Genomic DNA, 21,122 nt, shown 5'->3' on the forward strand with positions numbered 1-21,122 from the left:
CGGGCCCACGGAAGCGGTCAATGGCGTCATCGAGACCATGCGTCGCGTCGCCCGCGGCTTCCGCAACTTCGACAACTACCGGTTACGGGCTCTGCTCGCCGCAGGCGGTCATCGCCCCTGGCGGAGAACCGCTACCCACACTCAGCTGTGAAGGCCCCGAAAAGCCACTTCGGACGGACCGAAGTGGCTTCTCGATGCCTCGATTTCCATTAACGGCTTCGCGCTGCCTCAGCAGTTGAGGAGCGGCTCACCCTCCGCGGGTGCGGCGCGCTCAGCGCAGGATCGGCAGCTGCATGGGATAGCGGTACACCACGCCCCGGCCGGCCCTGACCGCGGCCATGATGTGGCACACGAGCAACAGGACCCAGTACGCGGCGATCAGCAGCAGCCCCAGGGGCGAGAGGATCACCGTGAACAGCAGGATCCAGCCCACCAGGTTGACGAGCCACATGGTCACGTTGAAGTTGAACGCGCCCGCGGCGGCCGACCGCAGGAACGGGCTCTTGTCCTTGTAGACGAACCACACGATGAGCGGGCCCAGGAAGCCGAGCCAGCCCACGGAGACGATCGCGGCGATCGGGCCCGCGAGGTGGGTCAGCACGGCCACGGTGCGCTCGTCATCACGGGGCCCGGAGGAACCCGCGCGGTAGCCGTTGGGACCCTGGGCGTGCGGGCCGCCCTGCGCGTACTGCTGGCCGCGGGGGTCGGGCCCGCCGGGGCCCGTGGGTCCCTGCGAGCGGTAGTCGGGACGCGGTTGCTGCGGTTCGTAGCTCATGTCATCTCCGTGGTGTCCGAGCCGGGAAGGCTCACTGGTCGTGTCCTGGCTCCAGCCTAGGAGGAGGCGCCGTTCGGCACGGAGGGGTTATCCGCAGTCTTGGAGAGGGGTTTCTCCCCGTCGGATGCCGCGGCACGGGCGCTGTGCTTGCCGCCGCCGGCAGAGCCGCGCAGACCCACCCACTTGTCGTAGCCCCAACCGCCCAGCACACCCACGAGCAGAGCGAGCGCGAGCATGACGAACAGTCCGATGACCCCTGTGGTGAGACCGGCCTCCGGGATCGCGTCGAAGAACAGCGCGGAGCGGATGGACGTGAAGATGTGATGCAAGGGCTCGATCGGGGCGATCGCACGGAAGAACCCCGGAACCGCCTCCAACGGGACCACGGCGCCCGCGGAGGGCAGGCCCATGAAGACGAGGTAGGCCAGGCACAACAACATGCCCACGCTACCGCCCACGGAGATCAGGGCCAGGGCGATGGCCGAGACCGTGGACATCGCGAGCCACCCGAGCAGGAACACGAGCAGCCCGTGGGGAACGGGCATGCCCACGGCGGAGGCCACCCACATCATGAGCGCGGACGCGGGCAGTGCCGCGACCACGAACGTCAGCCACTTCATGAGGAAGCCCACCGGGCGGGGCAGCACGGCGCGTTCGTAGTCCTTGAAGAACGGGCCCATCTCGAAGGGCGCCATGCCCATCCGCGCATCCATGAGCAGGTTCAGGGCAACGGACCCGGAGAACCCCACCACGAGCAGGAGGATGGAGTAGTAGAAGGCGCTCATCCCCAGCGCAGTACCCTCCTGGAGGTCGTTGTACGGCTTGGAGACCATGGACACCGGGTCGGCCAGGGTCTTCTTGGCCACGGAACTGACCGTGGGCGAGAGATTCTGGGCGATCTGCTCCGCGGAGCCCTCCTGGGCCTTCTGCACCTGCTGCGCGAACTGCTGGACCTCGGGACCGCCCTGCGCGGCTTGGCGCTGTAGCTGCTGGGATTGTTGCTGCTGGGACTGCTGCAGTTGCTGCAGCACCTGGTTGTATGCCTGTTCCTCGGCGGGAGCCACAGATTCCGAGAGCTGCTCGCCGAGCTTCTTGCTGGCCTCGCGCACGCCGGGCTCGACCGCCCCCGTGGCCAGTCGGGTGCCCAGGGAACCAGCCTGCGGGTCCGTGTAGACCGTGACCTCGGGGCGCGCGGCCTTATCCCGGGTGAGGGACCCCTCGATGAGACTCACGGTGTCCTCGGAGAAGGACTCGGGCACCACCACGGCGGCGTAGAGCTCACCGCGATCCAACTGTTCCCGTGCCTCGTCGATGCTGAGCTGCCGGAGGTCGATCTTGTCCTCCTCCGCGGCCTTGTCCGCGAACTTCTGGACGAGGTCCTTGCCCAGGTTCTCCTGGCTGGCCTTGCCGTCGGCCTGGGGCACCTCCGCGCCCTTGTCCTGGTTGACCACGGCAATGGGGAACTCCTTGAAGTGCTTGTCCGGGCTGGACAAGCCTCCCAGGTAGAGGGCGGTGCCGATCACGCCCACGGCGATGATCGCGAGCATGGGCAGCAGCCAGAACCCGGCCTGGCCGAAAGGCCGTCCGAGTCGGGCCCGGAGGGAGTGGGCGGGAGCGTGTTTGGGTGTCACAGGTTTCTCCTGGCGCGAGGAATGCACGACGTGTCTGGGGGTTCCTGATCACGATACACTGATGTATTGAGATGTGACGACGAGGCGATGGATACGTGAGCAACCAGACAGACGCACCCGCTGCACCCGCTGCGGACCTCTCGGAGGGCCCGCGGTCCGTCACGAATGACCCCGCCACACAGCAGGCCGCGCGGGACAGGCGTTCCCGCAGCGCCACGCGGCTCAAACTGATCCGCAGCGCCCCGGCCGTCTTCGCGCGGCAGGGGATCGACGGCGCCTCGGTGAGCGACCTGTGCGCGGCCGCCGGTTTCACGCGCGGTGCGTTCTACTCCAACTTCGAGTCCAAGCGGGAACTCGCGATCCTCGCGTTCGAGGACCTCGCCACCCAGCTCGTGGACACCCTCGGCACGGAGCTGGACCACTGGCTCGGCTCGGGACTGGACGTAGAGGACGTGGTCACCCGCATCATCGAGGGCGTCACGGACCAGGTGGCCAACGTGAACCAGCAGGCCCTGCGCGTGGAGCTGTCCCTCGCGGCGTTCCGCTTCCCCGAGGTGCGCCAGCAGATGGCACCCATCCGCGCGCGGGTCTTCCACGCCATCGAGCAGGCCCTCGTGCGGGTCGCGCAGACCCAGCGCCTGGAGTTCCTGGTCTCCCCCGGGGACGTGGCCCGCATGCTGCTCACCAGCTACTCGGGCCAGCTCGCGGACCACATGGCCATGGGCGGCTCCGGGCACGGCGCGCAGCAGGTGATCCCCACCATGTGGCTCGCGTTCACGCGCCCCACCTGATCCCCGACCCCCTGCTCCTCGGGGTGCTCGTCCTGTTGGTGGTATTCCGCAGTTCAGAGCAACTGGCGATCGTCTACGGATTGGCCGTGACGGGCACGTTCCTGCTGACCACCACGCCGTTCTTGGTCTACGCGCACCCCAACACGGTCTCCACTCCCCTCGCGCTGAGCGAGAACGCGCGGTTCAACCGGGTCATCCACGAAAAGGTGTTCATCGTGCGCACGGTTCCCGCCAACGTCCCGCACCTGGCACCTCAGGACGCAGTCACGGTGGATCGCACGGGTGCGGACTCCGATCACATCACCCAGTTGACCCTGCACTACGGGTTCCTGGGCGACCCGGACGTCCCCGCCGGCCCGCGGATCGCGCGTGACCAGGGGGTGGACACCGCCCCCGGAAGCCCCGCAGCCGCGGGACGACCGGCGGCGATCGAACGCGAGCCGGACGGACCGGTCACACCACGAACGGCAACACGAACAACATGGTGAGCGACCAGATCAGGTGGGTCACGATCCCGGGGACCAGGGAGCGCGTGCGCTCGCGCAGGTACCCCACGAACGCGCCGAGTGCGGCGGCAGCGAGCGCAAGCAGGGGGATGCCGGCCAGGGACGTGACCGCGGTATAGGCGATCGTGGTCACGAGGATCCGGCGGCCCCGCGGGAGCACGCGCCACAGCGCGCCGCGGTAGTAGGTCTCCTCCGCGACGCCGTTGACCGCGGTGGTCAGGGCCACCATGAACAAGCTCCCCACGCGGGCGTGGTTGAGCAGTTCGTGGACGGGCCCGGCCAGGAACGGCACGAACCGCACCATGAAACCGCCCGCGACGAAAAGGGCGGCCAGCAGCAGACCTCCGATCACCGCGTCCCGCAAGCCCTTGGGGGTGACCTTCCAGGGCAGGCGCTCCCCCGTCATCCGCACGGCGATCGAACTGCCCATGATGTATACCCCCGCGAGGATGAAGGTCGCGGGGGTGAACCACGGGTCCCCGGCGGGGATGCGCAGGGACCACGCGAGACCTGCGGCGGCCAGGAGGCCCGTGATGATCACGACCCACACGGTGCGCTTGCGCGTGGCCTGGGTGGCGTCCCCGTAGGGGCTGACCCGGTATTCGCTCACATCATCACTTCCTGCGCCGATTGAGTGCTCGGAGGGTGTTGGTCAGGACGGCGGCGAACGCGGTCCAGCCCGCGTACGGGCTGAGCACAGCGCCCTTCTCGGGGGACACCTTTGCGCTACGGCGCACGAGGTCCGCACTGCTGAGTGTCAACAGGACAGACTCCACGGAGGACGCGGTGAGCTGCTTGCGGTGGAAGAACAGGATGCTCCACCCGGCGTTGAGCACCAGGTTGGTCCCGAGCGCGGCGATGTAGGCGCGCTTCTCCTTCTCCTCTTTCCTCTCCCCGAGGTCCGCGATGGACAGGGCCCCCACCGCGGCGATGTCCGCGTACAGAGCCGTCCATGCCACGGGGAACAGCCAGGCCGGGGGCTGGAACGAGGGCTTGCGCAGCGTCTTGTACCAGCGCGAATTGGGATCGGTCGCCAGGGAACCGACCACCGCCGTGGCCGTCACGGCCCCCGCGGTGGTCAGGAAGACGCGCCGCCACCGGCCGAGGTCCTCGTTCTTCACGGCGGCGCGCACGGCATCCGCGAAGGGGGTGTGACCACCCTTCGGGGCGCCGATGTAGTCGTCCAGGTCCCGTTCGTGCAGCACGGTGTCGTGCTGGAGGCTACCGATCAGCGGCCGCACGAGCTTGGTCTTGACGGGGGTCATGAGCCCGATCCAGTACGCCGCGAGGTTCGCGGTGGTGACGGGCGCGGTGAGCATGAACCGCCCGCCCTTGCCCACAGCCCGGGCGTACTGGTCCAGCATGTCCGCGTACTCGATGGCGTCCGGACCGCCCACATCGAACGTGCGGTTCACGTCCGACGGCAGGTCCGCAGCCCCCGCGAGGTAGTGCACCACATCCGCCACGGCGATCGGCTGGATCCGGTTGCGCACCCACTGGGGGGCGATTGCACCCGGCAGTCGCTCGGAGAGGTGACGGATCATGATGAAGGACGAGGACTCATCCCCGATCACCACACCCGTCTGGAGCGCCGCAGTGGGTACCCCGGAGTCCATGAGCGCCTGCCCCACCTCCACCCGCGAACGCAGGTGATCGGACAGTTGCTCGACCGGCTCGTCCGTGGGGTGCAGTCCCCCCAGGTAGACGATCCGCTGCACATGGGCGTCGTGGGCGGCCCGCGCGAACGTCTCCGCCATCTCCACTTCTTCCTGTACGAAGTTCTCGGAGTCGCCCATGGAGTGCAGCAGGTACCACGCGACGTCCACGTCCTTCAGGGCGCGGGCGACGTCGCTCGCGTCCGAGGCGTCCCCCTCCACCACTTCCGCGCGGCCGGGTTCGGCGCTCTGCCCATCGGGGACGACAGCGTCCCCCCAGGGGAGGTCGCGCACCTTCTCCGCACTGCGGCTGAGCAGGCGCACCCGCCACCCCCGCTGCAACAGTTCCTGGGCCACCTGGCCGCCAATGTATCCCGTGGCTCCCGTGACCAGGGCGAGCCGTGCGGTCTCAGTCATGCGAACTCCCAACCGTGAACGATCCGTGGATGACCGCGGCGGCCACCCCATCCATGTCGATCGTATGCTGAGCATCCCACGCCATCCACGGGCAGGGCTCCGTCACCCGCGGACGTCCACGTCCTCGAAGATCAGGAACGTCTGCGTGTCCACGACCTCCGGCATGGGCTGGATGCGGTCGAAGATCACATCCCGCAGTTCCGCCGTGCCCCGGGCGCGCACGAGGAGCATGACGTCGAACGTGCCACCCACCAGTGCGATGTGCTGCACCTGGGGGATCTTGCGCAGCTTCACGCACAGGGACGGCCACGTGTTCTGCTTCAACCGCACTGTTACGTATGCCGAGGCCTCAAGCCCCGCCCGCGCGGGATCGATCACTGCGGTGTAGCGCAGCACCACGCCCTGTTCGTGCAGCCTGCGGATGCGCTCGTAGGCGTGCGCGCGGGAGATGTGGACCTTGGCCGCGAGCGCGGTCACCGATTGCCGTGCGTCCGCCGAGAGTTCCTCCAGGATCCGCCGATCCGTGTCGTCCAGTTCGGGGCGCTCCCGCTCCGCCATCCGGTACTCCTTCTCTGTCATCGTGCCCCGCGGTCTCTCGTCATGGGCCTCGCGCGCCATGACCATGGGCCTCACGCCCCTTCGCGACGGCCCGCGTGCTCCGGGGCGACGACGCCGCGCCGAGCGCCGTCGTCACCGGTCGCGACGCGGTAGACGAAGCAGCATGACGCACGTCACTACCAAGCATATTGTCCATGAGAGCGTCCCAAGATCACCGTTCGTCCACGAATTCCCCCCGGTGTGGAGACGGGGCGGCCGAATTTTCCATACTGTGCGGACGATGTGTCCACCCCGCCCTTCGCTGCGCGCTGCCGCGGAACGAGGTGCCGGGCACCACCGAGTTCCACACAGAGAAGAAAGGGACGCGCCATGAGCGAGCCCACCTCCGCCGGTGGCGAATCCGCCGCCCAGGAGCACACCCCGCCCGTGAATCCGGCGGTGGAGGCCTCCAAGAACTTCGGGATCACCCCCGAGCAGTACATGCTGCCCGCGAGCAGCGAGATCCGGTTGCTGAACCCCGACGGCAGCGCGGTCCCGGAGTCCGAGCAGGGTCAGGAGCCCGGCCACGAGTACCCCATGCCGGAGAACTCCCGCCTGCTGGACGCCTACGAGAAGCTCGTGGTGGGCCGGCGCATCAACGACCAGAACATGGCGCTCGTGCGCCAGGGCCGCATGGCGGTCTACCCGTCCAGCCACGGCCAGGAGGCCTGCCAGGTGGCGGCTGCCCTGTGCCTCGAGGACGACGATTGGCTGTTCCCCACCTACCGTGACTCCGTGGCCGTGATGTCCCGCGGTGTGGATCCACTGGAGGTCATGAGCACCTACCGCGGGGACTGGCACGGCGGCTACGACCCCCGCAAGTACAAGGTCTCCGTCCAGGCCACTTCGCTGACCACGCAGCTGCTGCATGCCGTGGGCGTGGCCCACGCCGCCAAGCTGCGCGGCGAGAACACGGTGACGTTGGCCATGTGCGGTGACGGGGCGACGTCGGAGGGGGACTTCCACGAGGCCCTGAACTTCGCGGCCGTCTTCCAGCTGCCCGTCCTGTTCCTGGTGCAGAACAACGGGTACGCGATCTCCGTGCCGCTGTCCTCGCAGACGCGCGCGCCGTCCCTGGCCCACAAGGGTGTGGGCTACGGGATGGCCAGTGAGCGCGTGGACGGCAACGACCTCGCGGCGCTGCTCTCCGTCCTGGGCCGCGGTGTGGAGCTGTGCCGCCAGGGCGGCGGTCCGCTGCTCGTGGAGGCCATGACCTACCGCATGCAAGCGCACACCAACGCGGACGACGACACCCGTTACCGCGAGCGCGACGAGGTCAGGGAGTGGGTGACCAAGGACCCGATCACCCGCATGCAGCGCTACCTCTCCGACCAGGGCGTGCTGGACGACGCCGCGTCCCAACGGATCTCGGAGCACGCCGAGGCCATGGCCCAGCGGCTGCGCGAGGCCATGGCCTCCAAGCCGGAACTGGATCCCCAGGACCTGTTCCGCTTCGTCTACCACGAACCCACGACCCAGTTGCGCGAACAAGCCGCTCGGCTGGCCGACGAGCTCTCCCGAGAGGAGGCGTGATGAGCGTTTCGAAAGTCAGTTTCGCCAAGGCGCTGAACACCGCACTCGCGGACGCTATGGAGGCGTCCCGGGAGGTCGTGGTCTTCGGTGAGGACGTGGGGACCCTGGGCGGGGTCTTTCGCATCACGGACGGGTTGACCGCGCGCTTCGGCCGCGAGCGTTGCTTCGACACCCCGCTTGCGGAGTCGGGGATCATCGGCACCGCGGTGGGCATGGCCATGAACGGCATGCGCCCGGTCGCGGAGATGCAGTTCGACGCGTTCGCGTACCCCGCGTTCGAGCAGGTGGCCTCCCACGTGGCCAAGATGCACAACCGGACCCGCGGCAAGCTGCCCATGCCCCTGGTCATCCGCATCCCCTACGGCGGTGGCGTGGGCGGTGTGGAACATCACTGCGACTCCTCCGAGTCCTACTACGCGCACACCCCGGGGCTGAAGGTCTTCACCCCGGCCTCCGTGACGGACGCCTACGTGATGCTGCGCGAGGCGATCGACTCGCCGGACCCCGTGGTGTTCTTCGAGCCCAAGCGGCTGTACTGGTCCACCGCGCAGGTGGACCTGGACGAGCTGCGCTCGCAGTACGAGAACGGGACGCTGCCGCGCCGGGAGGGCCACGCAGTCGTCGCCCGCGAAGGCAGTGACGCGACCCTGATCAGCTACGGGCCGTCCGTGCCCGTGTGCCTGGCCGCAGCCGAGGAAGCCGCCCGGGACGGGATGTCCGTGGAGGTCGTGGACCTGGGCTCCGTGGTCCCCTACGACGACGAGACCGTGGCCGCCTCGGTGCGCAAGACCGGGCGCGCCGTGGTCGTGGCCGAGGCCCAGGGCTTCGCGTCCGTGGCCTCGGAGATCGCCGCGCGCACCCAGGAGCGCTGCTTCCACTCGCTCGCCGCCCCGGTGCTGCGGGTCACGGGATTCGACATCCCCTACCCCTCGCCGTCCTTCGAGCACCACCACATCCCGAGCTCCGAGCGCATCCTGGATGCCCTGGACGACCTGCAATGGGAGGACTGACCCGTGAGCATCAATGTGTTCAACCTGCCCGACCTGGGCGAAGGGCTCACCGAGGCGGACATCCTCCGCTGGCTCGTGGCCGAGGGTGACACCGTCACCATGGACCAGCCGATCGTGGAGGTGGAGACCGCCAAGTCGGCCGTGGAGGTACCCACCCCGTTCGAGGGCGTGGTGCACACGCTCCACGGCGCCGAGGGCGACACGCTGCTGGTGGGCCAACCGCTGATCTCCGTCTCCGACGGCATCGAGGCCCCGGAGTCCGCCGCGGGTTCCGGCTCCGACGACGACGCTCCCGAGCCCACCCACGGGGCCGGGTACCGCGAGGAGGAGCTGGCGGGCACCCGCCCGTCGACCGAGCTCTCCGTGGACGAGGCCGACCCCGAGGCCGGCGAGGACGAGTCCTCCGGCAACGTGTTGATCGGTTACGGGACGTCCGCCGCGGGGTCCTCCCGGCGACGGCGGCGCAAGCGCGGCGGTCCTGCCGCTCCGGACGGCGCTGCCCCCACGGGCGCGGCTGCCCACACGCACGACGCGCTGACCGCGGCACCCCGGATGGCCCTCACGGTCGTCTCGCCACTCGTGCGCAAGCTCGCGCGCGAACACGGCGTGGACATCACCGCGCTCGAGGGCACCGGCCCGGGCGGTCTCATCATGCGCCGCGACGTCCTCGTTGCGCTCGACCAGGTCGAGGACCAGCGTTCCCGGGCCGACGCCGCCGGGCCGGCTCCCACGGGTCTGGCCACGGCTGGTCCCGCGGCCCCGGGTCTCACGACCGGTGCACCCGTTCCGCCGCCCCCGGCACCGGGTGGACCGGGGGCTCAGGGTGGACCTGCGGGCCTGGCCGGGGCTCCGAGGCCGCCCGCGGCGCCGTCGTCCTCGCCGGAGCTCGGTGGGACGGGTCAGGACGTGGACCCCCGCACGGGGTTGGGCGTGGCCGTCCGGGAGCCCGTCGAGGGTGTGCGCAAGACCATTGCGGACGCCATGACGCGCTCGCGAGGCGAGATCCCCGAGGCCACCGTGTGGGTGGACGTGGACGCCACCGAGCTGCTGCGCTTGCGCGCCGAGCTCAAGGCCGCGGACCCGCAGACCACGCCCAGCCTGCTCGCGCTGATCGCGCGGTTCACGTTGGCCGGGCTGCAGCGGTTCCCGCAGTTGAACGCGCGCATGGACACCGCGCCGGACGGATCCCGCACGATCACCCGGTTCCAGGGCATCAACCTGGGGCTCGCCGTGGAGTCCGAGCGCGGGCTCATGGTGCCCAACCTGCGCAACGCGGACCGACTCAGCGCCGTGGAGCTCACGGGGGCCATGCGGGAGATCATCGACGTCGCCCGCTCCGGCAAGGCCTCCCCCGCGCAGCTGAGTGGTTCCACGTTCACGCTGAACAACTACGGGGTGTTCGGCACGGACGGTGCCACGCCCATCATCAACCACCCGGAGGTCGCGATCCTGGGGATCGGGCGGATCATCGACAAGCCGTGGGTGGTCAACGGTGAGCTCGCGGTGCGCAAGGTCGCGACCCTGTCGATCGCGTTCGACCACCGCGTGTGCGACGGCGGCGCGGCGGGTGGCTTCATCCGCTTCGTGGCCGACTGCATCGAGAACCCCGTGGGGGCGCTCACGCAGATCTGACGCCCTTCCGGGGTTTGCCGGTGAGCATCACGACGGCGCCCGAGCTTCGGCCCGGGCGCCGTCGGCGTGCACGGGCGGAGAACCATTCCGACCGAGGAATATCCCGTCAGACCGCCGTCTCGCGCTCCAGCCACGCGATGAGGCTCTGCACCAGGGCGGGCGGCAGGTCCGTGGCCGCCATGGTGTCCTTCGCACGGCGCACGGCGGTGTCCACCATGCGGGCCACCGAGCGGGCCGCACCGGAGCGGTCGAGGAGGTCGCGGGCGTGGGCGACGTCGTCGTCCCCCAGCGGCTGCCGCACGGCCCGCTCTCGCAGCGCCTGCCACTCCGCAGCATAGTCACCCGCCTCCACGAGGACCCCCGCAACCGTGCAGCGGTCCGGGGTCAGCACGGGCGACGCGCCCGCGGAGCCCGCTTCACCCGCAGCGTCAGGGGAGCCGGCGGCCGCGCGCAGCTCACCGGTGAGCTGGTGGGCCACACCCAGGGAGCGCCCGATGGTCGCCAGGGCGGTGACGTGCGCGGTGGGGGCCCCGCCCAGGACGGCGCCCGCGCGCAGGGGCGCCTCGTAGCAGGGCACCGCAATGGCCAGCCGGATGGCGTCCAGGGCCTTGTCGTGCGGAACGGGCTGGGTGCGCCGGGCCACCTGGGCCACGAGGCGCTCGCCCGCCACGGCGTGGAACACGGACTCGTCGAGGATCTCGAGCAGGCGCAGCATGCGCGTCTCCGGCACTCGGGAGGTGGCGATGAGCCGGTAGGCGCCGGTGAGCGCGAGGTCACCAGCCGCCGAGGTGAGGTCCGCACGGGAACCATCGCGGTCTGCCCACCCGGCAGGGTTGCTCCCGGAGGCCCCCTCCACGGCACCCGGGGCGTGCGCGATCGCACCTTGCACCGCGGCGTCGTCGTGCTGCTGCGGGGACCCCGACGGCACGCGGTCCGCCGCGTGGGCCGCGCGCGTCATTCCCCGCAGACCGTCGGCGTCGGCGCGCAGCACGATGGCGGTGTGGAGCAGCTCGAAGGAGGCGGCCACGGCGTTGAGCACCGGGCGGGTGGGTCGCGCGGGATAGGCCTCCACGGAGGTCATGACCAGCTCCTGCTGCAGCCCACGGCCCGCATCCGTGATCTGGGCGATGTGCTCCCACACTCGCTCATAGCCGGGACTCAGATCGGCAGCCCTGCGGCCCGAGTGGGAGAGGAACCCCCGCAGTGCAGAGGTGGGGGTGAACTCCTGGGACCTGCGCCCGGTGCCGCTGCTGGTGTAGGAGGAGGTGGGAGTCATGCCTCCATTCCAGCACACCAGCCGCCGGGGCGGTGCCCGGATCAGACGGCGGGCATCAGCGCCAGCTGGATCGCGATGAACACCATCACCACGCCCACCAGGGCGTCCACGATGCGCCAGGTGAGCGGGGTGTTCAGCACGTGCGACAGCGCCCGGGCCCCCGCGCCCAGTGCGGTGAACCAGATGACCGAGCCAGCGAACGCGCCCCCGGCGAAGATCCAGCGCTGCTCACCGTGCTGGTTGGCCAGGTTCCCCAGGATCAGCACCGCGTCCAGGTAGGCGTGCGGGTTGAGCCATGTGAACGCCAGGGTGGCGAGGACCACGCGACGCAAGGACCCGGCGTCGTCGCCCGAGACGTCCATCGCCTGGGGCTTGAGAGCCGAGCGGAAGGAGGTGACCGCGAAGACCAGGAGGTAGACCACGCCGGCCCAGCGGAAGAGGTTCAGCAGCCAGGGCACGCGGTCGATCAGGAAGCCGATCCCGGCGGTCCCCAGGCCGATCAGGAAGATGTCCGAGACGATGCAGATGCCCACCACCTCACCCAGGTGCTCGCGGCGGATCCCCTGGCGCAGTACGAACGCGTTCTGGGCGCCGATCGCCACGATGAGGGCGAGCCCGGTCACCAGTCCGGGAAGGAACGCAGAAGTCACCAGAGCAATGTACAGGTGTGCGTGACGTTGCCGACATTCGACCCCTCACGCGCCGCAACGTGGGTATAGTTTCCGGCGAAATGATTTCGGGTGGCCTGTCCACCCGCCTGATGGAAGGACCCCCATGACGACCGTGACCACCGAGGAACTGCCCCTCGCCATCTCCTCCGAGGACGCCGAGCGCCTGTTCATCGACGCCCGCACCGCGAGCCACTTCACCGAGGAGCCGGTGACCGAGGATGAGAAGCGGGCGATCTACGACCTCACCAAGATGGGCCCCACGGCGTTCAACTCGCAGCCCCTGCGCATCACCTGGGTGGAGACCCCCGAGGCCCGTGAGCGCCTGGTGCAGCACATGAGCGGCGGCAACCAGGAGAAGACCCGCCAGGCGCCGCTGACGGCGATCCTGTCCTACGACGAGAACTGGCACCAGCGCTTCCCCCAGTTCCTCCCCGCCGCCCCGCACCTGCAGGGCATGTACGACGAGAACGAGGACCTGCGCCTGACCAGCGGCAAGGCCAACTCCCACATCCAGGTGGGCTACTTCATCGTGGCCGCCCGCGCCGTGGGTCTGGCCGCCGGGCCCATGACCGGTTTCGACGCCGAGGCCGTGGACCGGGAGTTCTTCGCCGGGACGGGCAAGCGCTCGATCGTGGTCGTGAACCTGGGGCACCCCGTGGCCCCCGCCTACGAGCGCGGCCCCCGCTTCCCCGAGGACGACGTCACCGAGACCCTCTGACCCGGGTCAGTCCCCGCTCGACTCCTGGGCCCGCGCGAGCTTGGCCAACACCGGCAGTGCGGCGTCCAGGAGGTCGAGTTCCTCGGCACTCAATTCGTACAGCACATCCGCGACCCGTTCACTGCGGTGCTGATCCTCACGCGCGAGCACCTCTTCCCCCTGCGGGGTCAGCGACACCAGGACGGCCCGCGCATCGGTGGGGTCCGGATCGCGTTGCACGAGTCCGGCCTTGCTCAGCCGGTCCACGCTCTGCGTGGCTGTGGGTGTGCGCACCCCGAGGTTCGAGGCGATGCTCGTCATGCGGGCACCGCCCGGTTTGAGCATGGTCAACAAGCTGATCTGCTGACTCGTGAGCTCCCGCGCCCCCTCCATGCTGCGTAGGAAGTACACCCCTTGGCGCAGCACCGCACGCAGTCGCGCGGCGCTGCGCAGCATGCGGGCTCGGCGGTCGTCGGCGGCCGGAGCGTGCGAGGAGTCCATGACTCACAATCCTAAGCATGCGCGGTACGGCCTCCTCCCCCGTGAACCCCGCGGAGCGCGCCCGTGTGCTTGAATCGTGGCCCACGGTTCCGGCCCCGGGAGGCAGCGGCATGCAGGAGATCCTTTCGGCCCTCGACGGGCTGCTCCCGCGCGCGAGTGAGCACGCGGCGACCGTGGTGCACGGTAGTGGTCGGTACTGGTCCGGGCCGTTGGACGTCCAGCGGCTGGCGGTTTCGGGGGTGGGGCTGGCAGTGGCGGGCGCCCAGCAACTCGCCCGCACCATGGGCCATCGGGACAGCGTCATCACGGCGCGGCTGCCGGAGGTCATCGCGGCGTTCGGCTCGGTCTCCCACCTCCGCCTCGACGGGCAGTCCCTGCCCGGCTTCGCCCCGTGTTCCGGTTTCTTCCCCGTGTCGGACGGCTGGCTGCGCACGCACGCCAATTACCCGCACCACCGCGAGCGTTTGTTCCGCGCCCTGGACATCACGCACGACGACGCCCTCGCACCCGCCCTCGCCCAGCTCACCGGGGAGCAGGCCGAGTCCCGGATCGTCGCCGAGGGCGGCATTGCCGCTCGCGTGGCCACGGAACAGGAATGGCGCGTAGATGCGGCGTCCGAGCCGGGGCCGTGGCTCGAGCTCACCCCGGCGGACATCCCCGTCCGAGTGTTCGACCGTGCCGGTTCCAGCGCGTCGACCCGTTCGTCCGATTCCGCAGGCTGTCCGTCCAGTTCCGCGAAGGGTCCGTTCGCGGCACCGCGGGGACGGCGTCGCTCACTCCCCTGGCGGGCGTACGCGTGGTCTCCCTGACCCGGGTGATCGCGGGCCCCACGGCCACCAAGTTCCTGGCGGCCCTGGGCGCGGACGTGCTGCGCATCGACCCGCCTGCCCTGCCCGAACTGCTCGGCCGGCACCTGGACACCGATGCGGGGGTGCGCTGCGTGTCGTGGGATCTGGCGGATTCCGCGCGGGCGGGGGATCTGGCCGACGCCCTGGACGCCGCGGACGTCCTGCTCACGGGGTACCGGCCCGGCTCCCTGACCGATCTCGGTCTCGACGCCGCGAGCATCCGCGACCGCTTCCCTCACCTGGTCCACGTGGAACTCAGCGCGTGGGAACCTTCCGGCACCCGGGGCGGACAGCGTGGATTCGACAGCATCGTCCAGGCCGCCACGGGGATCGCCCATCACTACGGTGCGCGGGACGAGCACGGGAGGTGGCGCCCCGGGGCCCTACCGGTCCAGGCCCTGGACCACACCGCGGGCTACGGCATGGCCGCCGCGGCCTGCGCGCTGCTCGCAACGGGGACCGCGGGCCACGCACGGGTGTCCCTCGAACGCACCGCGCGGGCCCTGTTGGATGCGCGCACTCTCCGGGCCGCGCAGGACGCCCATCTCTCCCCCGCGACCCTGACCGCGCCCACCGACCACGGGATGCTCGAGTACGTCCCGTCACCGGTCCGCGTCGACGGCGCTCGGCCTCCGGCGGAAGCACCGCGGTGCGAGCACGACGGCGTCAGAGGTCCCGCAGCACCTGCGCGAACCGCTTGACGCCCTCCCGGATCCGCGCGGGAGCAACACCGGAGAACGCGAGCCGCACCGCGTCCGAGTCCCGGCCGTCCATGTAACACGCTGAGCCCGGTACCAGCACCACCCCATGGGCGATCGCCTCCGCGAGGACGTCCTTGCCTGCCAACTCGTCCGCCGTGACCCACGTGAAGAACCCGCCCGTGGGCGTGGTCCACCGCGCCGAGGACGGCATGAACTCGGTCAACGCCGCGTCCATGGCTTCCCAGCGCTCGCGATACAGCGTCACAGCGTCGTCGAGCGCGGGCTCCCAGTGCTCGGAACCCACCCACGCCGTGACGAGGGACTGTGCCAGGTTGGACGGGTGGATCACCACGGACTCCGCGGCGATCTGCAACCGGCCCCTGACCTCCGGGGGTGCCGCGATCCAGCCGATCCGCAGCCCCGGGGCGAAGATCTTGGAGAAGCTGCCCAGGTGGATCACGTGCTCCGGGTCCATCCCGTGCATCGAGGCCAGGGGCTGCGCGCGGTCGAAGGACAGCAGCGCGTAGGGATCGTCCTCGATGATCATCACGTCCCGCTCGGCGCACACTCGCACCAGTTCGCGCCGCCGCTCCACCGGCATGGTCACGCCCGTGGGGTTCTGGAAACTGGGGATCACGTACACGAACGGGACGCGCTCACCCTGCGCCGCGGCGTCGTCCAACGCGTCGGCGACTGCGCTCGGGTCCATGCCGTGCTCGTCCACCGGGACGTGACGCACGTCCACCTCGTACGCGCCGAACACGCCCAGCGCACCCACGTAGGTGGGGCCCTCGGCCAGGATCACGTCCCCGGGATCGCAGAACAGCTTGGTCACGAGGTCCAACCCGGCCTGGGACCCGGTGGTCGGCAGGACGTCCGTCTCCGTGACCGTGGACCCGCCCCGCGCCATGAGCCGCACGCCCAGTTCGCGCAGGCCCGCGGTCCCCGCGCCGGAACCGTACTGCAGGATCTCACCGGCGCGCTCACGGATCAGCTGCGCGGCCAGATCCCCCACGGTCCCGCCCGGCAGCACGGACAGATCCGGGTTGCCCCCGGCCAGGGACACCACCGAGGGGTCCATGGCCGTCTCGAACACCGCGCGCACCGGGGAGGGCCGGAACTCCCCCGCGCGGGACGCGAACGCGCTCATCACTGGCCCCCGTAACGGGCACCCGACATGCCGTAGGCGGGGCCGTCCGCGGACGCGCCGGCGCCCAGGCTGATGAGCGAGATCAGCTCGTAGACCACGTGGGCCGCGGCGATCCCGGTCAGTTCGGCGTGGTCGTAGGCGGGGGCGACCTCCACGACATCGCACGCGACGACATCCAGCCCGCGCAGACCGCGCAGGATCTCGAGGACCTCGCGGCTCGTGATGCCACCGGCCTCGGGCGTGCCGGTGCCGGGTGCGTGGGCGGGGTCCAGGACGTCGATGTCCAGGGAGACGTACAGCGGGCGGTCCCCCACGCGCTCGCGCAGAGCCGCGACCACGGCGTCCACGCCGGAGCGCATGACGTCCGCGGAGGAGACGATCTCGAAACCGAAGCGGGCGTCGTCGTCCAGGTCTTGGGTGCCGTAGAGGGGCCCGCGGGTGCCCACGTGCATCACGGCGTCCGTGTCGATGATGCCTTCCTCGAACGCCCGGCGGAACGGGGTGCCGTGGGTGTACTCGGCACCGAAGTAGGTGTCCCACGTGTCCAGGTGGGCGTCGAAGTGCAACAGCGCGATCGTGCCGTGGCGTGAGTGGGCGGCGCGCATGAGCGGCAACGCGATCGTGTGGTCCCCGCCGATCGCCACGACCTTGGTGGACTCCCCCATGAGCTCCTTGGCGGCGGTCTCGATGGACGCGATGGCCTCGGGGATGTCGAACGGGTTGCCCACGATGTCCCCGGCGTCCGCGACCTGCAGGTGGGCGAACGGCGAGTGGTTCTGCGCGGGGTTGTAGGGGCGCAGCAACCGGGAGGACTCGCGCACGTGATTCGGACCGAAGCGCGCACCGGAACGGTAGGAGACGCCCGAGTCGAACGGCACGCCCACCACGGCGATGTCCGTGTGCTCCACCTGATCCGTGCGGGGCAACCGCGCGAACGTGGCCGGCCCAGCCCACCGCGGTGTCAGGGCCGCGTTGACGGGGCCCACCCGTTGCTCACCCGCTGCATTGGTTTCGACGACGCGTTCCGGTTCCACTGCTGAACTCCTTACCTCCCGGGGATCACCCGGGGACGTGCACCGCGGTTCTCGGGGCATGGTTCCCACGAACACGGCACCCGCGGCGGCGTGAACCACCACCGCGGTGATACTTTTTGTGACCTGGTGCATAGAACCCTAGTGCCAACCACCCCGCCCACGAGCGCATCCGATCGCGCGCGCGGACACCCCGAGTTCTGTCGAGGAGACCCCCCGTGAACGTCCTGGTCATCGTGCTGTACCTGATCGCCATGGTGGTGATCGGGCTGTGGGCGGCACGCCGCGCCCGCACCGCCACCGATTACCGGGTGGCCGGGCGCCGGCTGGGAACGGGGTTGTACACCTCCACGATGGCCGCCGTGGTCCTGGGCGGCGCCTCCACCGTGGGCGGTGTGGGTCTCGGGTACCAGTACGGGATCTCCGGGATGTGGCTCGTGGTGGCGATCGCCGTGGGCCTGGGGGTCCTGAGTCTGTTCTTCGCCGCGCGCATCCAGTCGCTCAAGGTCTTCACCGTCTCCCAGATGCTGCAGTTGCGCTACGGCGCCAAGGGCGGGGCCACGGCGTCCTCCTTCGTGATGCTCGCGTACACGATCATGATCGCGGTGACCTCCACCGCGGCGTACGCGGCGATCTTCTCCGTCCTGTTCCCGATCTCCCGGCCGTGGGCCATCCTCCTGGGTGGCGCCGTGGTGATCGCATACTCGGTGCTCGGTGGCATGTGGTCCATCACCCTCACGGACCTCATGCAGTTCGTGTTCATGACCGTGGGGATCTTCGCGATCCTCCTGCCGTTCTCGCTGGCCGCCGGGGGTGGGTGGTCCGGGATCCGTGAGCGGCTGGACTCCTCCTTCTTCGACCTGGGCGTCATGGGTCTGCAGGGGATCATCACGCAGTTCGTGATCTACGGATTCGGCATGCTGATCGGCCAGGACATCTGGCAGCGCGTGTTCACCGCCCGCTCCCCCGGGGTCGCCCGCTGGGGCGGGGTGATCTCCGCCGGGTATGTGGCCCTGTACGGCGTGGCTGGCGCCCTGATCGGCACCGCTGCGGCCGCCGTTCTTCCCACCCTCGAGATGCCGGACGAGGCCTTCGCGACCATGGCCCAGCAGCACGTCCCCGTGGGCCTGGGTGGTGTGGTGCTCGCCGCGGGCGTCGCGGCCATGATGTCCACCGCCTCCGGGGCCACGATCGCCGCGGCCACCGTGGCGCGCGTGGACGTGGTCCCCACGCTGCGCGGCCTGTTCGGGGCGTCCGACGCAGACGTCGCCCGCTCCCGCTCCGAGGACGCCTCCGTCCTCAAGGACCGCGTCTACGTGGTGGTCGTGGGCCTGCTCATCACCGTGATGTCCATGCTGGTCAGCTCCACCGTGGTGGCCCTGACCATCGCCTACGACCTGTTGGTGGGCGGACTGCTCGTCGCGATCCTGGGTGGGCTGCTGTGGCCGCGCGCCACCGCGGCCGGCGCCATGTGGTCCATGGGGGTGGGGGTCGTCGCCACAGTGGCGGGCATGATGGTCTTCGGGGTGCTCGCCAACGCACCCATCTACATGGGGCTGATCGCCTCCGCAGTGGTGTTCGTGGCGGTGTCACTCATGAGCAGGCCCACCCCGTCCGACGTCAGTCAGGAATGGAACCGACGGATTCAGGAGTCCAAGGCATGAGCAACGAGAACACGGTCACCGCCGCCCCCGGGGGGTTCGAGAACCCGGCGGGGGCGGCGTCGTCGCACCCCGAGCGCACCACGGCCCGCGCTGTCCTGGAGACGCTGCGCGGCTACGGGATCGACACGGTCTTCGGCATCCCGGGCACGCACTCGCTCGAGTTCTACCGGCCGCTGCGCGAGCTGGGGATCCGCCCGATCACCACGCGCCACGAACAGGGCGCGTCCTACGGCGCGGACGGTTGGTCCCAGGTGCGCGGGCTGCCCGGCGTGGTCATCACGACCTCCGGACCCGGCCTGCTCAACTCGCTGTCCGGCGCGGCCACCGCGTACGCCGAGTCCCGGCCCATGATCCTGCTCTCCCCGGGGCGGCCCGTGGGACACGACTTCCGGGACATCGGCTCGCTGCACGAGACCAAGAACCCGTCCGCCGCGGTCAATGCGATCGTGGGCGTGTCCCGGCGCGTGACCTCCGCCGCCGAGGCCGTGACCATGATCCACGACGCCATGCGCGACTTCGCACACTCCCGGCCGCGGCCCATCCACATCGAGATCCCCCTGGACATCCTCGAGGCCCCCGCGGACGTCCCCGAGTCCGCGACCGCACCCCGCCCCCTGGGCGAGCCCGCGCCGGCACCGGAGGCCGACGTCGCCGCGGCCGTCGAGGCGCTCGCCGCGAGTGAGCGCCCGGTCATCCTGGCCGGCGGTGGTTCCCTGGCCGCCGGGGAGCACCTGCTCGAGCTGGCCGAACTGCTCGAGGCACCCGTGATCACCACGACCAACGGCAAGGGAGCGATCCCCGAAAAACACCGGCTCTCCCTGGGCGCGGACCTGCGGCTGAGCACGGCCCACGAGTTCCTGCGCTCGCGGGACGCCCTGCTCGTGATCGGCTCCAAGGTGGGCGAGGCCGAGCTGTGGGGCGGCGACATCACCCCGCAGGGGCCCGTCGTGCGCGTGGACATCATGCGCGACCAGATGCTGTGCAACCTCACCCCGGACGTCGAGGTCCCGGGCAACTCCGCCGCGGTGGTCCCCCAGTTGCTCGCGGGTCTGCGGGCGCGGGCCGACGCCGGGGGGCCCGGCCACGCCGCCGGCTCGGGTGACGTCGTCGGCTCGGATGCGGCGGGCGACGTCGCGCCCTCCGCGCGGAGGGCACCAGACCTGCGCGAGGTCTTCGATGCGATGGACGAGGAGGGCCGCACGTGGGCCCCCGAGCTCGCGGCGCTCAACGAGATCATCATGAACGTGGTCCCGGACGACACGATCCTGGCGGGCGACTCGTCCCAGGTGACCTACATGGGATCCACCACGTTCTTCCGCGCACCCGTTCCTCACTCCCTGCTCTACATGGGGACGTACGCGACGCTGGGTTACGGCCTGCCCGCGGCGATCGGCGCCAAGCTGGCCGCGCCCGAGCGCCCGGTGGTGTGCCTCGTGGGGGACGGCGCCCTGATGTTCTCCATCCAGGAACTGATGACCGCGGTTGAACTGGGCCTGGACCTGCCCGTGATCTGCGTGGACAACGGCGGCTACGGGGAGATCCGGCAGAACATGGTGGACCGCTCCATCCAGCCGCTCGGTGTGGACCTCGTGCAGCCGGACTGGGTGCGCTTGGCCGAGGGCTTCGGCGCCACTGGCCTCTCCGCGACCATGGACATCCTCGCGGACACGGTGCGCACGGCGCTGGAGACCAAGGGGACGAGTTTGGTGCACCTCAAGATCTGAGTGTGCCCGCCTGGGGCGCGGCCGGGTGAGGCGTGCGGCCGGACGGAGGCGCATGCTTCACCGGCTCGACCGTCACGTTGCCCTTTCCACCTCCCTGGGCATTTCTCGTGGAGCGAATGCACGCAGGGCGGCAGAAATCTGCTTCGACGGAGTAAAAGCAAAGGCGCATCCAGCGCTCGCACCGCAATCACGTGAGTCATCCGTTGGATCCAGGAGTGGGCACCCACTGGCCGTTGCGAGGCCCGAGGTCTCCTAGCTGTACAGCTAGGAGATCGCCATCGTGGACGACCACGTGGTGGAGGAGACGCGCCG

Annotated in this window: 21 protein-coding genes; 11 read left to right on the forward strand and 10 right to left on the reverse strand. The window is 70.1% G+C overall.

Going from position 1 to position 21,122, the window contains the following annotated elements; translation table 11 throughout:
• A partial coding sequence (locus tag RF650_RS07715; protein ID WP_368814157.1) for a transposase occupies positions 1–151 on the forward strand: 151 nt, incomplete at its 5' end.
• Between the two features lie 120 nt (positions 152–271).
• Here the strand turns inward: RF650_RS07715 and RF650_RS07720 are convergent.
• Positions 272–775, reverse strand: coding sequence for a DUF4870 domain-containing protein (locus RF650_RS07720; protein WP_035964427.1), 504 nt, complete (start codon positions 773–775; stop codon positions 272–274).
• Between the two features lie 56 nt (positions 776–831).
• Positions 832–2,406 carry a DUF3533 domain-containing protein gene (locus RF650_RS07725; RefSeq protein WP_131333679.1) on the reverse strand — a complete coding sequence of 525 codons (1,575 nt, stop codon included), beginning with the start codon at positions 2,404–2,406 and terminating at the stop codon, positions 832–834.
• A gap of 95 nt (positions 2,407–2,501) precedes the next feature.
• Here RF650_RS07725 and RF650_RS07730 point away from each other — a divergent pair, with 95 nt between their 5' ends.
• Positions 2,502–3,197 (forward strand): TetR/AcrR family transcriptional regulator, encoded by a 696-nt coding sequence (locus RF650_RS07730; RefSeq protein WP_368814570.1) that lies wholly within the window; start codon positions 2,502–2,504, stop codon positions 3,195–3,197.
• Positions 3,170–3,685 (forward strand): KUP/HAK/KT family potassium transporter, encoded by a 516-nt coding sequence (locus RF650_RS07735; protein ID WP_368814571.1) that lies wholly within the window; start codon positions 3,170–3,172, stop codon positions 3,683–3,685. The genes RF650_RS07730 and RF650_RS07735 overlap by 28 nt, the downstream gene beginning before the upstream one ends.
• Here RF650_RS07735 and RF650_RS07740 read toward each other — a convergent pair.
• The 3 genes from RF650_RS07740 to RF650_RS07750 form a co-directional block, all read right to left on the reverse strand.
• Complete coding sequence (locus RF650_RS07740) at positions 3,651–4,313, reverse strand: CPBP family intramembrane glutamic endopeptidase (protein WP_131333682.1); 663 nt, start codon at positions 4,311–4,313, stop codon at positions 3,651–3,653. The two genes, RF650_RS07735 and RF650_RS07740, sit on opposite strands and share 35 nt — an antisense overlap.
• Positions 4,314–4,317: 4 nt before the next feature.
• Positions 4,318–5,775, reverse strand: coding sequence for a tryptophan-rich sensory protein (locus tag RF650_RS07745; protein ID WP_368814572.1), 1,458 nt, complete (start codon positions 5,773–5,775; stop codon positions 4,318–4,320).
• A gap of 102 nt (positions 5,776–5,877) precedes the next feature.
• Complete coding sequence (locus RF650_RS07750; RefSeq protein WP_131333684.1) at positions 5,878–6,333, reverse strand: Lrp/AsnC family transcriptional regulator; 456 nt, start codon at positions 6,331–6,333, stop codon at positions 5,878–5,880.
• Positions 6,334–6,702: 369 nt separating this feature from the next.
• On the opposite strand from RF650_RS07750, the gene RF650_RS07755 reads away from it, so the two are divergent.
• Genes RF650_RS07755 through RF650_RS07765 form a run of 3 tightly spaced genes read left to right on the forward strand, consistent with a single transcriptional unit; the run spans position 6,703 to position 10,547 of the window.
• Positions 6,703–7,905, forward strand: coding sequence for a thiamine pyrophosphate-dependent enzyme (locus RF650_RS07755; protein WP_368814573.1), 1,203 nt, complete (start codon positions 6,703–6,705; stop codon positions 7,903–7,905).
• Entirely contained in the window at positions 7,905–8,915 is a 1,011-nt protein-coding gene (locus RF650_RS07760) for an alpha-ketoacid dehydrogenase subunit beta (RefSeq protein WP_239320908.1), read from the forward strand. Before RF650_RS07755 ends, RF650_RS07760 begins: the two co-directional genes overlap by 1 nt.
• A 3-nt stretch (positions 8,916–8,918) precedes the next feature.
• Positions 8,919–10,547, forward strand: coding sequence for a dihydrolipoamide acetyltransferase family protein (locus tag RF650_RS07765; protein WP_368814574.1), 1,629 nt, complete (start codon positions 8,919–8,921; stop codon positions 10,545–10,547).
• Positions 10,548–10,653: 106 nt separating this feature from the next.
• Here RF650_RS07765 and RF650_RS07770 read toward each other — a convergent pair whose 3' ends face one another.
• Both RF650_RS07770 and RF650_RS07775 read right to left on the reverse strand, forming a co-directional pair.
• Positions 10,654–11,823: a polyprenyl synthetase family protein gene (locus tag RF650_RS07770; RefSeq protein ID WP_206400055.1), complete on the reverse strand. Its 1,170-nt coding sequence runs from the start codon at positions 11,821–11,823 to the stop codon at positions 10,654–10,656.
• Between the two features lie 41 nt (positions 11,824–11,864).
• Entirely contained in the window at positions 11,865–12,473 is a 609-nt protein-coding gene (locus tag RF650_RS07775) for a LysE/ArgO family amino acid transporter (RefSeq protein ID WP_368814575.1), read from the reverse strand.
• A gap of 124 nt (positions 12,474–12,597) precedes the next feature.
• Between RF650_RS07775 and RF650_RS07780 the strand changes: the two genes are divergently transcribed.
• Complete coding sequence (locus RF650_RS07780) at positions 12,598–13,212, forward strand: malonic semialdehyde reductase (protein WP_064846850.1); 615 nt, start codon at positions 12,598–12,600, stop codon at positions 13,210–13,212.
• Between the two features lie 6 nt (positions 13,213–13,218).
• Here the strand turns inward: RF650_RS07780 and RF650_RS07785 are convergent, their stop codons facing one another.
• Positions 13,219–13,692, reverse strand: coding sequence for a MarR family winged helix-turn-helix transcriptional regulator (locus tag RF650_RS07785; RefSeq protein WP_085108500.1), 474 nt, complete (start codon positions 13,690–13,692; stop codon positions 13,219–13,221).
• A gap of 17 nt (positions 13,693–13,709) precedes the next feature.
• On the opposite strand from RF650_RS07785, the gene RF650_RS07790 reads away from it, so the two are divergent.
• The gene (locus RF650_RS07790; protein ID WP_368814576.1) at positions 13,710–14,501 is read left to right on the forward strand and encodes a hypothetical protein; all 792 of its coding nucleotides are present in this window, start codon (positions 13,710–13,712) and stop codon (positions 14,499–14,501) included.
• Positions 14,489–15,241 (forward strand): CoA transferase, encoded by a 753-nt coding sequence (locus tag RF650_RS07795; protein ID WP_368814577.1) that lies wholly within the window; start codon positions 14,489–14,491, stop codon positions 15,239–15,241. Before RF650_RS07790 ends, RF650_RS07795 begins: the two co-directional genes overlap by 13 nt.
• On the opposite strand, the gene RF650_RS07800 is transcribed toward RF650_RS07795, so the two are convergent.
• Together RF650_RS07800 and speB are read right to left on the reverse strand one after the other, a co-directional pair.
• The gene (locus RF650_RS07800) at positions 15,207–16,391 is read right to left on the reverse strand and encodes a PLP-dependent aminotransferase family protein (protein WP_131333692.1); all 1,185 of its coding nucleotides are present in this window, start codon (positions 16,389–16,391) and stop codon (positions 15,207–15,209) included. The genes RF650_RS07795 and RF650_RS07800 overlap by 35 nt on opposite strands.
• On the reverse strand, positions 16,391–17,425 hold the full coding sequence (speB, locus tag RF650_RS07805) for an agmatinase (RefSeq protein WP_098055286.1): 1,035 nt from the start codon (positions 17,423–17,425) through the stop codon (positions 16,391–16,393). Before speB ends, RF650_RS07800 begins: the two co-directional genes overlap by 1 nt.
• A 215-nt stretch (positions 17,426–17,640) precedes the next feature.
• Here speB and RF650_RS07810 point away from each other — a divergent pair, with 215 nt between their 5' ends.
• Entirely contained in the window at positions 17,641–19,086 is a 1,446-nt protein-coding gene (locus RF650_RS07810) for a sodium:solute symporter (RefSeq protein ID WP_131333693.1), read from the forward strand.
• Positions 19,083–20,810 (forward strand): thiamine pyrophosphate-binding protein, encoded by a 1,728-nt coding sequence (locus tag RF650_RS07815; RefSeq protein ID WP_368814578.1) that lies wholly within the window; start codon positions 19,083–19,085, stop codon positions 20,808–20,810. The genes RF650_RS07810 and RF650_RS07815 overlap by 4 nt, the downstream gene beginning before the upstream one ends.
• Positions 20,811–21,122 lie beyond the last annotated feature (312 nt).

It is taken from the genome of Kocuria sp. CPCC 205297 (genome assembly GCF_040981035.1).
In the GTDB taxonomy this organism is placed as follows: Bacteria; Actinomycetota; Actinomycetes; order Actinomycetales; family Micrococcaceae; genus Kocuria; species Kocuria marina.